Here is a 17,920-nt window from a genome sequence, read left to right on the forward strand (position 1 = left end):
TTCGCGACCGGGGTACTGGGTTGCTACGCACAGTGGCACTCCTGCGATCGGACAACTCATCCGGGCTCTCACATGCGATTCTGTGTGACTCCTATGTGATCCAGCCCACAACAGCTATTAGACACCCGACGTCTGGCAAACACTCGACGACGCGCCGAGCAATTTATCAAATGTTCCTGTTGTGACAGCTGTGACTATCGCAGCGGTACCGCGGTCGGCTTGATCGGGGCCGGCAGCGCGCTCGAGCCCATCAGATACCGATCCACCCCCGCCGCGGCGGCCCGGCCTTCGGCGATCGCCCAGACGATCAATGACTGGCCACGGCCCATATCGCCGGCGACGAACACACCCGGGACCGAGGTGGCGAAGTCGTCGTCGCGGGCTACATTGCCGCGGTCGGTGAGCTCCACCCCAAGGTCGGTGAGCAGCCCCGGCTTTTCCGGGCCGACGAATCCCATCGCCAGCAAAACCAGATCGGCTTCGAGCTCGAAGTCAGAGTCCTCAACCTTGACGAACTTGCCGTCCTCCATGGTCACTTCATGCACCTTGAGCGCGCTCACGCGCCCGTCTTTGCCGACGAACTCCTCGGTGTTGACCGAGAAGACCCGCTCGCCGCCTTCTTCGTGGGCCGCCGACACTCGATATATCAGCGGGTAGGTCGGCCATGGGGTCGATTCCGCGCGCGTATCCGGTGGACGCGGCATGATTTCGAACTGGTGGATGTTCGCCGCGCCTTGGCGATGCGCGGTACCCAGGCAGTCGGCCCCGGTGTCACCACCGCCGATAATCACGACCCTCTTGCCCTTGGCGGTGATGGGCGGCTCGCCATCGTCGCCAAGGACGTCATCGCCCTCCTGTACCCGGTTAGCCCACGGCAGGTACTCCATCGCCTGGTGGATGCCGTCCAGCTCGCGGCCCGGTATCGGCAGCTCACGCCAAGCGGTGGCGCCGCCAGCCAACACCACCGCGTCGAACTCCGCGAGCAGTTGGTCGACGGTGATGTCGACGCCGACGTTGACGCCGGTGCGGAATTCGGTGCCCTCGCCGCGCATCTGCTCCAGCCGTCGGTCGAGGATGCGCTTTTCCATCTTGAACTCGGGGATGCCGTAGCGCAGCAGCCCGCCGATGCGGTCATCGCGCTCAAAGACGGTGACCTTGTGTCCGGCACGAGTGAGCTGCTGGGCGGCGGCCAGGCCCGCCGGGCCCGAACCCACAACGGCGACCGTCTTTCCGGTCTCGCAGTGCGGCCGCACCGGCTCCACCCAGCCTTCGTCGAAGGCCTTGTCGATGATCTCCAGCTCGATCTGTTTGATCGTGACCGGATCCTGGTTGATGCCGAGCACGCACGCCGGCTCGCACGGCGCCGGACACAGCCGGCCCGTGAAGTCGGGGAAGTTGTTGGTGGCGTGCAGTCGTTCGATCGCGTCGCGCCAACGGCCCCTGCGCACCAGGTCATTCCACTCCGGGATCAGATTGCCTAGCGGACAACCGTGGTGGCAGAACGGAATACCGCAGTCCATGCAGCGGGTCGCCTGTTGGCGCAAGGTGGCCTCGTTGAACTCTTCGTAGACCTCGTTCCAGTCCCGCAGCCGCAACGGCACCGGGCGCCGTTTCGGCAATTCGCGACGGCTGTATTTCAGGAAGCCGGTTGGATCAGCCATGCGCCGCCGCCATGATCGCCTTGTCAACGTCAACGCCGTCACGTTCGGCTTCCGCGATCGCCTGCAGCACCCGCTTGTAATCGCGGGGCATCACCTTCACAAAGTGCCGTTGCTGCCCGGTCCAGTCGGCCAGGATCCGCTGCCCCACAGCGGAATCGGTGGCATCGACGTGTGCCTGGATGAAGCCGTGTAGGAACTCCACATCGTCATCATCGAGTGCCTCGACCTCGACCATCTCGGTATTGAGGTTGGCCGGAAGTTCACCGTGCGGGTCGTAAACGTAGGCGACACCGCCCGACATGCCGGCGGCGAAGTTGCGTCCGGTGCGGCCCAGGATGACCACCCGGCCTCCGGTCATGTATTCACAACCGTGATCGCCCACGCCTTCGACCACCGCGTGTGCGCCGGAGTTGCGGACCGCGAACCGCTCCCCCACGACACCGCGTAGGAAGACCTCTCCACTGGTAGCGCCGAACAGAATCACGTTGCCGCCGATGATGTTTTCCTCGGCAACATAGTCCTGCGGCGCATTGTCCGACGGCCGCACCACAATCCGACCACCGGACAGGCCCTTGCCAACGTAGTCGTTCGCATCACCGTAGACACGCAACGTAATCCCCCGCGGCACAAAGGCGCCAAAGCTGTTACCCGCCGATCCTTCGAACGTGATATCGATGGTGCCGTCCGGCAGGCCTTGGCCGCCATAGGCTTTGGTTACCTCGTGGCCCAGCATGGTGCCCACGGTGCGGTTGACATTGCCGATAGTCGTGGAAAAACGCACTGGCTTCTGCGAATCCAATGCCTCTCTGCTCATCACGATCAACTGCTGATCGAGCGCCTTGTCCAGGCCGTGGTCCTGGCGCGAGCTGCAATACAGATCCTGGTTCATGAACGCCGACTCCGGCTCATGCAGCACCGGCGTCAGATCCAGCTTGTGCGCCTTCCAGTGAGCCCGCGCCAGCGTGGTGTCCAGCGCCCCGGCTTGGCCGACGGCCTCGTTGAGTGTCCGGAAGCCCAACTGCGCCATGTACTCCCGCACTTCTTCGGCAATGAACATGAAAAAGTTCTCCACGAACTCGGGCTTGCCGGTGAATCGTTCGCGCAGCACCGGGTTCTGGGTGGCCACACCGACCGGGCAGGTGTCCAGGTGACAAACCCGCATCATGATGCAGCCGGCGACCACCAGCGGGGCGGTGGCGAAGCCGAACTCCTCGGCGCCGAGCAGCGTCGCGATCATCACGTCGCGGCCGGTCTTGAGCTGGCCGTCCACCTGAACCACGATCCGATCGCGTAACCCATTGAGCAGCAACGTCTGCTGCGTTTCGGCCAGGCCCAGCTCCCATGGCGCGCCGGCATGCTTCATCGATGTCAGCGGGGTGGCGCCGGTGCCACCGTCGTGGCCCGAAATCAGGACCACATCGGCGTGCGCCTTGGAAACACCCGCGGCAACCGTCCCCACGCCGTTCTCGGAGACGAGCTTGACGTGCACCCGCGCGGATGGGTTGGCGTTCTTGAGATCGTGGATTAGCTGCGCCAGGTCCTCAATCGAGTAGATGTCGTGGTGCGGCGGCGGCGAAATCAGGCCGACGCCGGGTGTGGAGTGCCGGACTTCGGCGACCCACGGGTACACCTTGTGCCCCGGAAGTTGGCCGCCCTCACCGGGTTTCGCTCCCTGGGCCATCTTGATCTGGATGTCGGTGCAGTTGGTCAGGTAGTGCGAGGTGACCCCGAACCGCGCCGAGGCGACCTGCTTGATCGCGCTACGGCGCCAATCCCCATTGGGGTCGCGGTCAAATCGCTTGACATCTTCGCCGCCTTCACCGCAGTTGGACCGGCCGCCCAGCCGGTTCATCGCAATCGCCAGCGTCTCGTGCGCTTCGGCGGAGATCGAGCCGTAGCTCATCGCACCCGTCGAGAACCGCTTGACGATCTCGCTGGCGGGCTCGACCTCATCCAGCGGGACCGGCGGACGCACACCCGCGCGGAACTTCAGCAGCCCGCGCAGGGACGCCATCCGCTCGCTCTGGTCGTCGACCAGACGGGTGTAGTCCTTGAAGATCTGGTATTGGCCCGTGCGCGTGGCGTGTTGGAGCTTGAACACGGTCTCCGGGTTGAACAGGTGGTATTCGCCCTCGCGGCGCCACTGGTATTCCCCACCCACTTCGAGCTCACGGTGCGCGCGTTCGTCGGGCCGGTCCAGGTAAGCCAGCGCGTGCCGGGCGGCGACGTCTGCGGCGATGTCGTCGAGCGTGATTCCGCCGGTGGGACAAGCCAATCCGGTGAAGTACTCGTCGAGAACGTCCTCGGAGACACCGACCGCCTGGAACAGCTGCGCGCCGGTGTAGGACGCCAGCGTCGAAATGCCCATCTTGGACATGACTTTCAGCACGCCCTTGCCTGCAGCCTTGACGTAGTTCTGCAACGCCGTGTTGCGATCAATACCATCGATGAGTCCCCGGTCGAGCATGTCTTCGATCGACTCGAACACCAGGTAAGGGTTGACCGCGGCGGCCCCACAGCCGACCAGCATCGCCATGTGGTGGACCTCGCGGGCATCGCCGGATTCGACCACCAGGCCCACATGGGTGCGGGTCCGATCGCGCACCAAATGGTGGTGAACCCCCGCGACGGCCAGCAGTGACGGAATCGGAGCCAGCCGCTCGTCGGAACCGCGGTCGGACAAAATGATCATCCGGGCGCCGTCAGCGATCGCCGCCGACGCCTGCGCACGCACCTCGTCCATCGCGGCGGCTAGGCCGGCGCCGCCTTCGGCGACCGGGTACAGGCAGCGAATCACCTTGGACCGCATGCCATGCGGGCGTCCGTTGACCTCGTCGTCGGGGTTGAGGTTGATCAGCTTGGCCAGCTCATAGTTTCGCAGCACCGGCTGGGGCAGCAGGATCTGGTGGCAGGAGTTCTCGTCAGGGTTGAGCAGGTCACGCTCGCCGCCGGTGGTGCCCTGCAGGCTGGTCACCACCTCCTCACGGATCGCGTCCAGCGGCGGGTTGGTCACCTGAGCGAACAACTGGTGGAAGTAGTCGTACAGCATCCGGGGGCGCCGCGACAGCACCGCGATCGGGGTATCGGTGCCCATCGATCCGATCGGTTCGGCGCCGGTGCGGACCATCGGTGCCACCAGCAGATTGAGTTCCTCATAGGTGTACCCGAATGCCTGCTGTCGCATGACGAGTCGGTGGTGGGGCATGCGCACGTATTTGTTCGCCGGCAGCTTCTCGATGGGCACCAGGCCCTTGTCGAGCCATTCCTGATAGGGGTGCTCGGCGGCCAGCTCCGCCTTGATCTCCTCGTCGGAGACGATGCGGCCTTGGGTCGTGTCCACCAGGAACATGCGGCCGGGCTGCAGCCGCATCCGCTGAACCACCGTGGACGGATCCAGGTCCAGCACGCCGGCCTCGGAGGCCATGACGACCAGCCCGTCGACGGTGACCCAGATGCGGGACGGGCGCAGACCGTTGCGGTCGAGCACCGCGCCCACGATGGTGCCGTCGGTAAACGTCATCGACGCCGGGCCGTCCCAGGGCTCCATCAAGGATGCGTGGTACTGGTAAAACGCCCGCCGCGCGGGGTCCATCGACTCATGACGTTCCCAGGCCTCCGGGATCATCATCAGCACCGCGTGGGCCAGGCTGCGTCCGCCCAGGTGCAGCAGCTCGAGCGCCTCGTCGAAGCGCGCGGTGTCGGATGCGCCCGGGGTGCAGATCGGGAACAGCTTCTCGACATCGGCTTCCGACCCGAAGATGTCGGTCCTGATCAACGCCTCACGGGCCCGCATCCAGTTCTCGTTGCCGGTGACGGTGTTGATCTCACCGTTGTGGGCAATGCGCCGGAAAGGGTGTGCGAGCGGCCACGACGGGAACGTGTTCGTGGAGAACCGGGAATGCACAATGCCTAGGGCGCTGGTCAGCCGCTCGTCCTGCAGGTCGAGGTAGAACGCCTTGAGCTGCGGGGTGGTCAGCATGCCCTTGTAGACGAACGTCTGGCCGGACAGGCTCGGGAAGTACACGGTTTCGCGTCCGGGGCCGTCCTGTCCCGGGCCCTTGGTGCCGAGCTCATGCTCCGCGCGCTTGCGAACCACGTAGGCACGCCGTTCCAGCGTGATGCCGGACGCCCCTGCCAGGAACACCTGGCGGAACGTGGGCATCGCGTCGCGAGACAGTGCGCCCAGCGACGAGTCGTCGATGGGCACGTTCCGCCAACCCAGCACCTCCAGGCCCTCGGCTTCGGCGATCTTCTCGACCGCGGCGCAGGCCGCCGCGGCGTCCTTGGACGACTGCGGCAAGAAGGCGATACCGGTGGCGTAGCTGCCCGGGGCGGGCAGCTCGAAGTCCACGACCTGCCGAAGGAACGTATCCGGGACTTGAATCAGGATGCCTGCGCCGTCACCGCTGCGCGGCTCGGCACCCTGAGCGCCGCGATGTTCAAGGTTGAGCAGCGCGGTGATCGCCTTATCCACAATGTCGCGGGTACGCCGACCGTGCATGTCGACGACCATGGCGACCCCGCACGAATCGTGTTCAAATGCGGGGTTGTACAGCCCTTGGGAGCCCGAGCGCTTGGGCGCCATTCCCACCTAACCCTTCACCAGACTTCTGCACGGCCTCATCATCGGCTCCGCCCTAGGCCCCTCCCGAAGGTTGCGGGCTGGACCCCTTCGGCTTGTCGATAGGCTGTTCGACAGGCGGAGATGGTCCGGTTACTGATTCGTCCGTGCAGCGTTGAACGGTGGCCGTTTTAACCGGTCTCGACAAGTCGTAAAACGATATGACAAAACCCGCCTGACATGCCAACTTCCCCAATAGTAACCTGCCAGCTGGCGGCCACGTAAATTCGCTGTAACCGCTGATCGACAGCATCGCGGTGAGCCGCTCCGCTACCTGCGAGCTGCCCGCGGTGACGTTGACCGAGACGTGTCATCGGCCACACCAACCGCTTAACCAAGTTTGCTACGCCGACGGTTGCCGGCCTGCGATCCCCGATCGCCTGAGCCGCAAGCGCTCGTCACTCTGGCAACACGCCGCACGATAAGGCATGGCAGCACCTGCGGGCCTGAATCGCCGTCGACAACCTTCGCGGCGTAGCGATGGCGTCGCGCCGCATCATGCCCGAGTTTGCACAATACTAATAGGACTCTAAAACCGGCTGGGCAAGGTCGGTGCGGGTTTCTGGTCCGGATACTGGTTCGTGAACCGCGGGGTTTCAGCCCGGAGCTCACCGCGGTCGGCCACAGGCGCGACGACCAGTTACCCGTCACCCGAGGAGCCCATGAAAGACCGCGATGAATTCCTGCGGGACCGGGTGCGGCCCGACCAGCCCGACGCCCCTGCCGCTCACCCGCCTGCCGCGCGGTCGGGAGATTCCCAGCCGGCGCCGCCCGTTCCATCCGCCGTGCGGCGAGCACGTGTCGCTCCGCCTCCGCCAGCGCGAGGTCCGCTGCCGCCGCCGAGACCACCTGCGAAAGCCCCGCACCCACCGCAGTCCCTGCCGCCGTCCCCGCCGGTACCCCGGCCGACGCCGGCACCACCGCCACCACCGCCACCACCGGCCGCTCCGGTTCCCCCGCCCGACCCCTGGTCCGACGCGGTTATGGTGCGGCAACGCCCGCGGACACGACCCGCCGACCGGGGTTGGCGACGCATGGTCCGAGTGGTGACCTTCGGCCTGATCAGCCCCGGCCCATCGGCCGCGCAGCGCGACGCCGCGCAGTTCGAGAAGGCAATCCGAACCGTCCTGCACGGCAACCACAAGGTCGGCGTGCTCGGCAAGGGCGGCGTCGGGAAAACGTCTGTCGCAGCCAGCGTCGGATCAATCCTCGCCGAACTGCGTCAGCAGGACCGGATAGTCGCGATCGACGCCGACACCGCCTTCGGCCGGCTGAACAGTCGAATCGATCCGCGGATAACGGGCTCGTTCTGGGAACTGACCGCCGACAAGAACCTGCAGTCTTTTAGCGACATGACCGCCCGTGTTGGCCGGAATTCCGTCGGGCTGTATGTGCTTGGTGGTGAGCCGGCATCCGGTCCGCACCGGGTGCTCGATCCGGCGATCTATCGGGAAGCCGCCCTGCGGTTGGATCGCCATTTCGCGATCTCGGTCATTGACTGCGGCTCGACGATGGATGCCGCAGTAACCCAAGAGGTGCTGCGGGACCTGGACGCACTGATCGTGGTGTCCTCACCGTGGGCGGATGGGGCCTCGGCAGCCGCCAAGACCATGGAGTGGCTGTCGGATCGGGGCCTCACCGGTTTGTTGCAACGCAGCATCGTGGTACTCAACGATTCCGACGGACATGCCGACAAGCGCACCCGGTCGTTATTGGCTCGCGAATTCGTCGATCACGGCCAACCTGTGGTCGAGGTGCCCTTCGATCCCCACCTACGGCCCGGCGGTGTCATCGATGTGGTCCACGAAATGGCTCCCGCGACGCGGCTGAAGTTCTTGCAGATCACGGCGACGATCACGGGTTACTTCGCGTCAGAGGGCTGAGACGTCTGCAGTTGTGGATCCACCGGAACAGCGACGCGGGTGGCAGCTGTGACGTCAGCCCGACTCGGCGGCTCGCTTCAGGCCCGCGCTTTCCATGTCGACATAGGAACGGATCAGCGACCCCATCAGCAGGCTTGCCAACCACGCCAACGGCCCGCTCGCAGCGAACTCAAGCGTCGTTCGCACGCCATCCTCAGCCTCGTCGATGCGGTGTACAGCCTCCAGCGATAGTCCCGGCTGCTTTGCCACCCAAGTGAATTCGCGCATCGGCTCGAGGTTGGTGACCGTCCACACCGTCGGTCGTCCCTTCGGCTGGGTCACCCGAGAGCGGCTACCTACGGTGAACGGGCCGTCATCCAGGCGTTTGATCTCTCGCATCGACGCTGTCCAGTTCGGCCAGCCCGCCACGTCGACGAGCAGCTCCCACACCCGCGCCGCGGGCGCCTTGACGATCTCCTCACGTACATATCGCACACTGGCATCATCGCACTCGCGCCGACGGATCGGCCGTCGCTTCGATCTTGGTGACGAGGCCACTGCGGATCGTCAACACGATGACAGCGAAGAGCCGCCGTTCGGCGAACGCCAGCACCACCGGCAGTCCGGCGGGACCGCTGACCAGCGTCACTCCCGGCCCCAGATAGCGCAGCAGGTTTGAGCCGACCTGGTCTGGCCCATGGTTGACCTGTGGTGGCGGTGACGGCTCCGCGAGAACGGTACCCACCCCCCAGACCGTCGGATCCAGGACTGCGGTCAACGCGGCAATATCGCCGTTGGCGCATGCGGTGATGAATTTCTCGGTGACAAGCTGGTGCTCGGCGGGGGCGACCTCCTCCAACTTCGGTTGTGCCGCAGTGAACTTGGCCCGCGCGCGGCGCGCCAGCTGACGGCAGGTACCAACCGGGCGGCCGACGGTTTCGGCAATCGTGTCAAACGGGACCGCGAACACGTCGTGCAACACGAACGCCACCCGTTCCCCAGGACTCAGCCTGCGCAGGACTTCCAGGAGCGCAGCCCGGATCTCGTCGTCGAGAGTGATGCGGTCGGCGGGGTCGGGGTGCTGGCCCTCTTGTTCGATGTCACTCGGGTCACCCGGGTTCTCATATCGGGCTCGTGCCGAACGCACCTGATCGAGACAGAGCCGGCTGGTCACCACCGTAAGCCAGCCGCGGACGTCGTCGATCCGGTCCGGGTCGGCACGTGACAGCCGCAGAAACGCTTCTTGCGCAACATCTTCGGCGTCGCCGACGTCTCCCAGTATTTGGAATCCGAGATTGACCAGATACGGGCGGTGCCGGCGCCAGGCCTCGACCACCTGGTCACTCGGCGACGGCGACTGGTTCATGACTCATCGACGATTCGGGAGCGGAAAAAGTTACTGGTGCCGGCTGTAACTTTCCCACCTCGCCCCCCGTCCTGAGAAGAGAGCACGTTCTTTAGATGCAAAGGAGCCCTCCGATGACCATTGTCGTTACCGGGGCGACCGGCAATGTGGGTCGCCCACTGGTTGCCGAACTTGCCGCCGCGGGCGCACGCGTGCGCGCGGTCACCCGCACACCCGACACTGCCGACTTCCCCGACGGGGTCGAAGTGGCGCGTTCGGTCGCCGATGCGATCCCAGGAGCGTCGGCGGTGTTTCTCAATTCCCGCGGCTTGGGTCCGGGCATGGCCGACGTGGTGGCCCGATCGGCGGCGGCCGGGGTCACCAAGCTGGTCGCGCTGTCGGCAATCAACGCCGACGACGATTTCGCCAGGCAGCCGTCACGCTTTCGCGGGGACCGCAACAAGGAGGTCGAACAGCTCGCCGTCGACTCCGGGTTGGCCTGGGTGAGCCTGCGGCCCAGCGTTTTTGCGACGAACTTCGCCGGCATGTGGTCGGCGCAGATCCGCGCCGGTGACGTAGTGGCCGGACCGTATGCCGCGGCGTCCACGGCACCGATCGTGGAAAGCGACATTTCCGCGGTCGCAGCCCGGGCGTTGCTCACCGACGACCTTGTCGGGCAGAAGATCCCGCTGACCGGTCCGCAGACATTGACCAACGCTGAGCTGGTCGAGGTCATCGGCCGCGTGCTGAACCGCCCGCTGCATTATCAGGAGGTACCGCCGGACGCGGTGCGGCAACGGTTTATTGGCTTGGGCTTTTCCGCCGAATTCGCTGACGCGTATCTCGCCATGCTCGCCGCTTCGCTCGACAAACCGGCCTTGGTCACCCACGACGTGGAGAAGATCCTCGACCGCCCGGCGCTCACGTTCGCGCATTGGGTGTCCCGGCACAGCGAAATATTCACAAACTAGGAGGCATCGATGTCCGATCCACAACCGCCGCGCTACCTCAAGCCGATGAACAAGGTGATGATGGCGGTGCAGAAGCTTGGCATCCCGACGGGCCCCGCCATGGTATTGACGGTGCCCGGCCGCAAATCGGGTCGCCCGCGCAGCACTCCGATGACACCCTTCGAATTTCGCGGCGGCCTCTACGTGGTGGCCGGATATCCCGGCGCGGACTGGGCGGCAAACGCCCGAGCCGCCGGCACCGGAACACTGGCGCGCGGACGCCGTTCCCGGCGGGTCAGGATCGTCGAGTTGAGCGCCGAGGAAGCCCGCCCGGTACTACGCGCATTTCCGGCCCAGGTTCCGGTCGGAGTTGGATTTGCGAAGCGTTCGGGCATGGTGCGCGATGGAACCGCCGACGAATTCGAGGCACTCGCCGGACGGCTCACCGTTTTCCGATTCGAACCGATCACGGTGTAATAGGACACCTGGCAACGCAAAACAGCGCGAGAAATCTTTCGATTTCTCGCGCTGTGTGCATGCTCGGCACTGCAGTGCTACCCCACCGCCGACCCCTCGACGCAGCGGTTCAGGCGGCAGCGTGTCACGCCGATTGGGCGACCACCCGCTCACGCACCGGGTAGCCGTTGCGCTCCGCCAGGGATCGCAGCTGACCCAACGCGAATGCCCGCGCCCGGCCCGAGTCGGGGATGACCACGCCGGCCCACAGGCCTTCGGCACCCGGCGACTCGACGGCCTCTTTGGCACACGCCCAACGGCGAGGGCAGGCCCGGCACAACGTCTTGGCCTCGTCGTCAGGAGTCTCTGTCCAACGGTCAGGGTCTTGCGTGCAAACGCCCAGCGGGACCTCGTACAGAGTCGTTGCGGTCATCATCTTTAGTTCCTCCTGAAAGCGTTGCAGGGTTTCCCAATCCCTGCTGCAGAACCGTACAGCATTAACCGTTGCGGTGCAACAGTTCGTGAGTAATGGCTAGTCGAGCGGTGCTACGGCTTGGGCCCTGGGAAACCCAGCGTACTCCGACATTTCCCGGTTACCAGGGGTTATATCCTGTAGATCCGCTGTGTGTCCGCCGCCAGCACGGGCGGGTCGGCCGAACTCCTTTGCACAAACTGTTTCGGCGCGCGATAGTTCGGTGTACGCTTAACCGTAGCGCAAGTTCGGTTTCACCCGGGGCTCGCCGATCCACGACTCGCCTCAGTGCTGGATCAGAAAACGTAGCGAAGGTATGGCATTGGAAGGGTGCAACGGTTAGCATGATCGGAAGCGGAACGACCGCCCTAGTGCCCGCCCTAGTGCCTGCGAGCGAGGAATCTACGCAGATGGCCCATGCCGAGCCCCAAGCCGAGCCGGGGGCGACCATCAGCCGCGAGCCGCAGGCCGGCGTCCAGATCGATGATCCTCGAATCTCCCAGGAATATCTGCGAGCGGTGTCCGAAGATGGACAGTGGCGGATCGTCGACAACAGTCCTAACGGTATGTTCGTCGACGGACGACGCAAGAGCTCTGTGACCGTCAGCGACAAGACAATCGTCCGGTTCGGCGATCCCACTGGAGGCAAGGCGTTGACCTTCGAAGTCGTCAGGCCGTCAAAGTCCCGGCAAGAGCGGCCTCAGGAGCGCCGGACTGAACAACCATCGGCGGACGGTTCGCTGGACGACGCAACCAACTCCCCGACCGGGGAACTCGATCCCGGCCTGGTCCGCGCCGGCTCGGCCGCCGCGGCCCGCCGTCGCGAACTCGATATCAGTCAGCGCAGCCTGGCAGCGGACGGGATCATCAACGCGGGCGCACTCATTGCGTTCGAAAAGGGCCGCAGCTGGCCCCGGGAACGAACCCGGGCGAAGCTGGAGGAAGTGCTGCAGTGGCCCGCCGGGACTATCGCGCGCATCCGCGAGGGAGATCCCGCCGCCCATCAACCGCCCGCAACTCCAACGCCCGCAGGGCATCCAGAAGCGTCGACTTCTGACGGTCCGGCGTCGCTGATCGCTCAGGCCGTCGCCGCGGCGGTGGATACCTGCAGCCTGGCCATCGCTGCCTTACCCTCGCCCCAGGATCCCGATTTCACCGAGCGAGCGGCGCCGATTCTCGCCGATTTGCGCCAGCTCGAGGGCATTGCCGTCCAGGCAACCCGCATCAGTCGGATTACTCCAGAACTAATCAAGGCGCTCGGCGCGGTTCGTCGCCATCACGACAAACTAATGACGCTGTCAGCGACTGCCCCTGGCGCCACGCTGGCGCAGCGGCTATATGCCGCTCGCCGACGGGCGAACCTTTCCACTGCGGAGACCGCACAAGCAGCCGGAGTGGCAGAAGAAATGATCGTCCGCGCTGAAGCCGAGGAAGCTTTGCCAGCCACTGCAACCGAAGCGATCGAAGCGCTCATAAATCAGATCAATTGAGGTTGATTCCGGGTGTCATCACAGGCGGCAGCGCTCGAATCCGGCGGTACGGGGAACGTTGACGTTGCCCCGAAGCTTCGCCTTGCATTCCGTCGCGCCGTGCGCGCGAAAATGCCAGCGTCACCGAAAAATTCGTGCATCTACCCCCGCCGGCGCGCTGCTAAGCTCAACGTGCGGTGCAGAGATGCATATGAACAGACAGTGCACAGAACAGCGAACGTAAGGAACCACTCAAATGTCCGGTAGTCGGATGTGCCAGACCACCAGTAACTTTATTTACACTCAGTTGCTATTGCTGGGTGAAGGTATCCCCGACCCGGGCGACATATTCAACACCGGTTCGTCTCTGTTCAAACAGGTCGCTGACAAGATCGGCCTGGCAATTCCGGGTACCAACTGGATCGGCCAAGCGGCAGACGCCTATTTGAACCAGAACCTCGCCCAGGAGCTTCGCGCCAAGGTAATGGGCGATCTCGACAATTTAACCGGCAACCTGATCTCAAATCAGGCCGGCCACGTCTCAGACACGCGCGATGTCCTGCGCGCCATGAAAAAGATGATCGACGGCGTGTACAAAGCGTGCAAGGCTCTTGAAAAGGTTCCGATACTCGGCGACCTGTGGTCGTTTGAACTCGCTCTCGTGATGTGCGGCATAGCGATGGTTACCGTCGGCGGCGCACTGCTGTACCTGACCATCATGACGGCGATGAACGCCTTCAACTTGCTGGGAATCGGCGGCAGGTTCCTCGACATGCTCAAGAACCTGCCCGATCTGGCAGGGTTGATCCCGGGCATCATCGACGGCATCATCGACGGCATCTGGCCGCCGAAGTTGCCCGATATTCCCATCCCGGGAATACCCGATATCCCCGGTCTGCCCGACTTCAAGTGGCCGCCCGAAATTGGCATACCGGACTTCAATTTGCCCATCCCGGGCTTGCCTGATTTCCAATGGCCGTCCATCCCGGGCTTCCCCGACCTCAACTTGCCCTTCCCGGGCTTACCCATCCCTGGATTCCCAGACCTCCCGGGGCTGCCCGGCATTCCGGACTTGTTCCCCGGCCTACCCGGTTTGGGCGACCTGATTCCGGGCTTCGGCGGCAGCTTGGGCAAGTTGCCAACCTGGACCGAATTGGCTGCCTTGCCTGACTTTTTGGGTGGCTTCGCCGGCTTGCCCGTGCTGAGCTTCAGCAACCTGCTCAGCTTCGCCCAGTTACCCAGCGTGGGCTCGGTTACCGCAACCATGGGTCAGCTGCAACATCTCGTAGCGGCGGGCGGCGGTCCTGGCCAAATGGGCAGCATGGCGGGTCAACAGGCACAGATGATCTCCTCGCAAGCCCAACAGGGAAGCCAGCAAGCCACCCTCGTCAGCGACAAGAAGGAAGAAGACGAGGAGGGTGCGGCCGCGGGCGCGGCCGGTGCGGAGCGCGCACCGATCGACGCCGGGTCTGGTGGCGGCGAACAGCGGCAGGAAGGCACCATCCTTTAGTCGCAGCCGTGAACCTCAACAAAGCTATGCAATAGCAACCAAAAGCCAGAGCGAGTAGAAAGTTAAACGTAGAGGAGGGTTCTACCCCATGACAGGAGTACTGGGCGTCGTACCGTCGTTCCTGAAGGTATTGGCGGGCATGCAAGACGAGATCGTCGGCGGACTCAAATCGGCGACCTCGTCGGTCTCCGGGATCAGCCAGCGGGTTTCAATCACCCACGGGTCATTTACATCGAAGTTCAACGACGCGCTGAAGGAGGTTGAAACCAACCGCAGCAACACGGGCCAAGGGCTGCAAGGCGTCTCCGGCGGGCTGGCCAAAAATCTCCTAGCGGCCGCCGGCGCCTACCTCAATGCAGATCAGGGCCTTGCCGGCGTTATCGACAAGATCTTTGGTTGATCATGTCCGGTCCGCTCGCTACCGGTCGCGCGGGCCGCGCCGACGATGTCGTCGGCGTCGAGGTGACCATCGACGGCATGTTGGTGATTGCCGACCGGTTGCACCTGGTCGATTTCCCTGTTGCGCTTGGGATCCGGCCGAACATCCCGCAAGAGGATCTGCGAGATATCGTCTGGGACCAGGTGCAGCGTGACCTCACGGCGCAAGAAGTGCTGGACCATAACGGTCTACCCCACCCGGCGGTTGCGGCGATGGTGGACACACTGAGCAGGCCGGACCGGACGCTGGAGGCCAGATGGTGGCGACGCGATGTCGGCGGCGTCATGGTGCGCTTTGTGGTGTGCCGCAAGGACGATAGCCATGTCGTGGCGGCCCGCGACGGCGACCTGCTGGTGCTGCAGCGGGTGGCGCCGCAGGTCGGTCTGGCGGGCATGGTAACCGTCGTGCTGGGCAATGCCGAACCCGCCAACGTCGAGCCGCTGACGGGTGTTGCCAGCGAATTGGCCGAGTGCACAACCGCGGCCCAGCTGTCCCGGCACGGCGTCGCGCCCGCCACTGCCCGCATGTACGCCGAGATCGTCAGCAACCCGACCAGCTGGGTGGAAATCGTCGCGAGCCAGCGTCACCCCGGGGGCACGACGACGCACACCCAAGCCGCTGCCGGTGTCCTCGATTCCGCCTACGGCAGGCTGGTGTCGCTGCCCCGCCGCGTCGGTGGCGAGCTGTACGGCAGCTTCCTTCCCGGCACTCAGCAAAATCTGCAGCGCGCGCTGGACGCCCTGCTGGAGCTGCTTCCAGCGGGCTCTTGGTTGGACCACGCCTCAGCTCACGCTCAAGCCTCGGTCCGAGGCTGACGTGTCAATCTCCCGCTACCAGTTCAAGAAAGGGATCCAATAGTGGACCTGCCCGGGAACGACTACGACAGCAACGATCTCGGCGCGCTGGATTTCTCCGGCGACGGCCCCGCCCAGGAGTCGTCCCTTGACGCGCTGGGCGATTACGCACCGGCAGAGCCCGTTGAAGCTGACGACGCCGGAGGCGACTTGGACTCCCTGCATCGGCTGACGGAGCCGGAGGAAGAGGCCGAGCTGGAGCTGTTTACGGTGACCAACCCCCAGGGGTCGGTGTCGGTAACCGCGCTGATGGGCGGCATCATCCAGCAGGTCACTGTGACGGACAAAGCCTCGAGCATGTCCGAATCGGGGCTCGCGGAAGAGATCTTTGTAATTGCCGACCTAGCCCGGCAGAAGGCGCGGGCGGCCCAGCACACCTTCATGTTTCAGACCATGAGCGAAATAACGGGTGAGGACACCGACGAAAGCGCCCTGCTGCGTGAATTCGTGGGCATGACCCTTAATTTGCCGACGCCGGAACAGGCGGCGGCGGCCGAAGCAGAAGTCTTCGCCACCCGCTACGACGTTGACTACACCTCCCGCTACAACGGTGATAAATGACTGATCGCCTTGCCGGTCTGTTCGAAAGTGCCGTCGGCATGTTGCCGTTGTCGGAGGCACGAGCCATCGACCTGTTCACCGAGATCACCAATTACGACGAGTCGGCGTGCGACGCCTGGGTTGGCCGGATTCGCTGCGGCGACACCGACCGGGTAACGCTGTTTCGCGCGTGGTATTCGCGCCGTAATTTCGGGCAGTTGTCGGGTTCGGCGCAGATCTCGATGAGCACCCTGGGCGCCAGAGTTCCCATCGGAGGGCTCTACGGCGACATCACCTACCCGGTCACCTCGCCCTTGGCGATCACCATGGGGTTCGCGGCATGTGAAGCGGAGCAAGGCAATTACGCGGATGCGCTGGAGGCCATCGAGGCCAGCGCCGTCGGTGGCTCAGAGCATCTGGTGGCCTGGCTCAAGGCGGTGATTTACGGCGCGGCCGAGCGCTGGACCGATGTCATCGAGGAGGTCAAGGGCGCCGGGAAGTGGCCGGACAAGTTTCTGGCCGGCGCCGCCGGCGTCGCGCACGGGGTGGCCGCGGCCAACCTCGGCCTGTTCACAGAGGCCGAACGCCGCCTCACCGAAGCCAATGACTCCCCGGCCGGCGAAGCATGTGCGCGCGCCATCGCGTGGTTCCTGGCGATGGCCCGGCGCAGCCAGGGTAACGAAGACGCCGCCGTGGCGCTGCTGGAGTGGTTGCAGACCACTCACCCAGATCCCAAAGTGTCTGCGGCACTGAAGGATTCGTCTTATCGGTTGAAGACGACCACCGCCGAACAGATCGCTTCGCGCTCGGATCCCTGGGATCCGGGCAGCGTGGTGACCGACAATTCCGGTCGCGAGAAGCTACTGGCCGAAGCCCAGGCCGAACTGGACCGCCAAATCGGACTTACCCGGGTCAAGATACAAATCGAGCGCTACCGCGCCGCCACCCTGCTGGCCAGGGTCCGGGCCGCCAAAGGGATGAAGGTCGCCCAGCCCAGCAAACACATGATCTTCACCGGTCCACCTGGTACCGGCAAGACCACGATCGCGCGCGTGGTGGCCAACATTCTGGCCGGGTTAGGGGTCATCGCCGAACCCAAGCTCGTCGAGACATCGCGAAAAGACTTCGTCGCCGAGTACGAGGGGCAGTCGGCGGTCAAGACCACCAAGACCATCGATCAGGCCCTCGACGGCGTACTGTTCATCGACGAGGCCTACGCGCTGGTGCAGGAACGTGACGGGCGCACCGACCCGTTCGGGCAGGAGGCGATGGACACCCTGCTGGCCCGGATGGAAAACGACCGCGACCGGCTGGTGGTGATCATCGCCGGCTACCCCAACGACATCGATCGGCTGCTGGAAACCAATGAGGGCCTGCGGTCCCGATTCGCCACCCGCATCGAGTTCGACACCTACACCCCCGAGGAACTCCTCGAGATCGCGAAAGTTATTGCGTCCGCTAATGATTCGATGTTAAGCACCGACGCTGCGGACGAGTTCCTAGAGGCCGCCAAGACGCTGCATCAGCGGACGTTGCGCGGTCGAGCCGCCCTCGATATCGCCGGGAACGGCCGCTACGCACGACAATTGGTCGAGGCCGCCGAGCAATGCCGGGACATGCGCCTGGCCCAGGGCCTCGACATCGAGGCTCTGGACGTGGATCGTCTACAAGAGATCAACGGCGCGGACATGACCGAGGCGATCGCCGCGGTGCATGCACACCTCAACATGAGAGAGTGAAA

Annotated in this window: 14 protein-coding genes; 9 read left to right on the plus strand and 5 right to left on the minus strand. The window is 64.5% G+C overall.

Annotated features, from left to right (window positions below; all coding sequences use genetic code 11):
• Positions 1-194: 194 nt before the first annotated feature.
• Both AADZ78_RS26860 and gltB read right to left on the minus strand, forming a co-directional pair.
• Positions 195-1,661, minus strand: a complete 1,467-nt coding sequence (locus tag AADZ78_RS26860; protein ID WP_085252494.1) for a glutamate synthase subunit beta — start codon at positions 1,659-1,661, stop codon at positions 195-197.
• The gene (gene gltB, locus AADZ78_RS26865) at positions 1,654-6,246 is read right to left on the minus strand and encodes a glutamate synthase large subunit (RefSeq protein WP_085252495.1); all 4,593 of its coding nucleotides are present in this window, start codon (positions 6,244-6,246) and stop codon (positions 1,654-1,656) included. Before gltB ends, AADZ78_RS26860 begins: the two co-directional genes overlap by 8 nt.
• A gap of 698 nt (positions 6,247-6,944) precedes the next feature.
• Here gltB and AADZ78_RS26870 point away from each other — a divergent pair.
• Positions 6,945-8,165 carry a MinD/ParA family ATP-binding protein gene (locus tag AADZ78_RS26870; RefSeq protein WP_139828959.1) on the plus strand — a complete coding sequence of 407 codons (1,221 nt, stop codon included), beginning with the start codon at positions 6,945-6,947 and terminating at the stop codon, positions 8,163-8,165.
• Between the two features lie 54 nt (positions 8,166-8,219).
• Here AADZ78_RS26870 and AADZ78_RS26875 read toward each other — a convergent pair whose 3' ends face one another.
• Positions 8,220-8,639 (minus strand): SRPBCC family protein, encoded by a 420-nt coding sequence (locus AADZ78_RS26875; protein ID WP_085252497.1) that lies wholly within the window; start codon positions 8,637-8,639, stop codon positions 8,220-8,222.
• A 7-nt stretch (positions 8,640-8,646) separates the two neighbouring features.
• Complete coding sequence (gene sigI, locus AADZ78_RS26880) at positions 8,647-9,510, minus strand: RNA polymerase sigma factor SigI (protein ID WP_085252498.1); 864 nt, start codon at positions 9,508-9,510, stop codon at positions 8,647-8,649.
• 113 nt (positions 9,511-9,623) lie between these two features.
• Here sigI and AADZ78_RS26885 point away from each other — a divergent pair, with 113 nt between their 5' ends.
• Both AADZ78_RS26885 and AADZ78_RS26890 read left to right on the plus strand, forming a co-directional pair.
• A complete protein-coding gene (locus AADZ78_RS26885) occupies positions 9,624-10,460 on the plus strand; it encodes an NAD(P)H-binding protein (RefSeq protein WP_085252499.1) in 837 nt (278 codons plus the stop codon).
• A gap of 9 nt (positions 10,461-10,469) precedes the next feature.
• Positions 10,470-10,916, plus strand: a complete 447-nt coding sequence (locus AADZ78_RS26890; protein WP_085252500.1) for a nitroreductase family deazaflavin-dependent oxidoreductase — start codon at positions 10,470-10,472, stop codon at positions 10,914-10,916.
• Between the two features lie 124 nt (positions 10,917-11,040).
• Here AADZ78_RS26890 and AADZ78_RS29325 read toward each other — a convergent pair whose 3' ends face one another.
• The gene (locus AADZ78_RS29325) at positions 11,041-11,328 is read right to left on the minus strand and encodes a WhiB family transcriptional regulator (RefSeq protein ID WP_085252530.1); all 288 of its coding nucleotides are present in this window, start codon (positions 11,326-11,328) and stop codon (positions 11,041-11,043) included.
• A 449-nt stretch (positions 11,329-11,777) separates the two neighbouring features.
• On the opposite strand from AADZ78_RS29325, the gene AADZ78_RS26905 reads away from it, so the two are divergent.
• The 6 genes from AADZ78_RS26905 to eccA all read left to right on the plus strand — a co-directional run bounded on the left by AADZ78_RS26905 (position 11,778) and on the right by eccA (position 17,918).
• Positions 11,778-12,857 carry an FHA domain-containing protein gene (locus AADZ78_RS26905; RefSeq protein ID WP_085252501.1) on the plus strand — a complete coding sequence of 360 codons (1,080 nt, stop codon included), beginning with the start codon at positions 11,778-11,780 and terminating at the stop codon, positions 12,855-12,857.
• 235 nt (positions 12,858-13,092) lie between these two features.
• On the plus strand, positions 13,093-14,346 hold the full coding sequence (locus AADZ78_RS26910; RefSeq protein ID WP_085252502.1) for an EspA/EspE family type VII secretion system effector: 1,254 nt from the start codon (positions 13,093-13,095) through the stop codon (positions 14,344-14,346).
• Positions 14,347-14,434: 88 nt separating this feature from the next.
• A complete protein-coding gene (locus AADZ78_RS26915) occupies positions 14,435-14,746 on the plus strand; it encodes an ESX-1 secretion-associated protein (RefSeq protein WP_085252503.1) in 312 nt (103 codons plus the stop codon).
• A gap of 2 nt (positions 14,747-14,748) precedes the next feature.
• Entirely contained in the window at positions 14,749-15,600 is an 852-nt protein-coding gene (locus AADZ78_RS26920; RefSeq protein ID WP_085252504.1) for an ESX secretion-associated protein EspG, read from the plus strand.
• A 42-nt stretch (positions 15,601-15,642) separates the two neighbouring features.
• A complete protein-coding gene (locus tag AADZ78_RS26925) occupies positions 15,643-16,200 on the plus strand; it encodes a DUF2694 domain-containing protein (RefSeq protein WP_275578845.1) in 558 nt (185 codons plus the stop codon).
• Positions 16,197-17,918 carry a type VII secretion AAA-ATPase EccA gene (gene eccA / locus AADZ78_RS26930; RefSeq protein WP_085252506.1) on the plus strand — a complete coding sequence of 574 codons (1,722 nt, stop codon included), beginning with the start codon at positions 16,197-16,199 and terminating at the stop codon, positions 17,916-17,918. The genes AADZ78_RS26925 and eccA overlap by 4 nt, the downstream gene beginning before the upstream one ends.
• The last annotated feature ends 2 nt before the right edge of the window (positions 17,919-17,920 follow it).

The organism is Mycobacterium riyadhense (assembly GCF_963853645.1).
GTDB lineage: Bacteria > Actinomycetota > Actinomycetes > Mycobacteriales > Mycobacteriaceae > Mycobacterium > Mycobacterium riyadhense.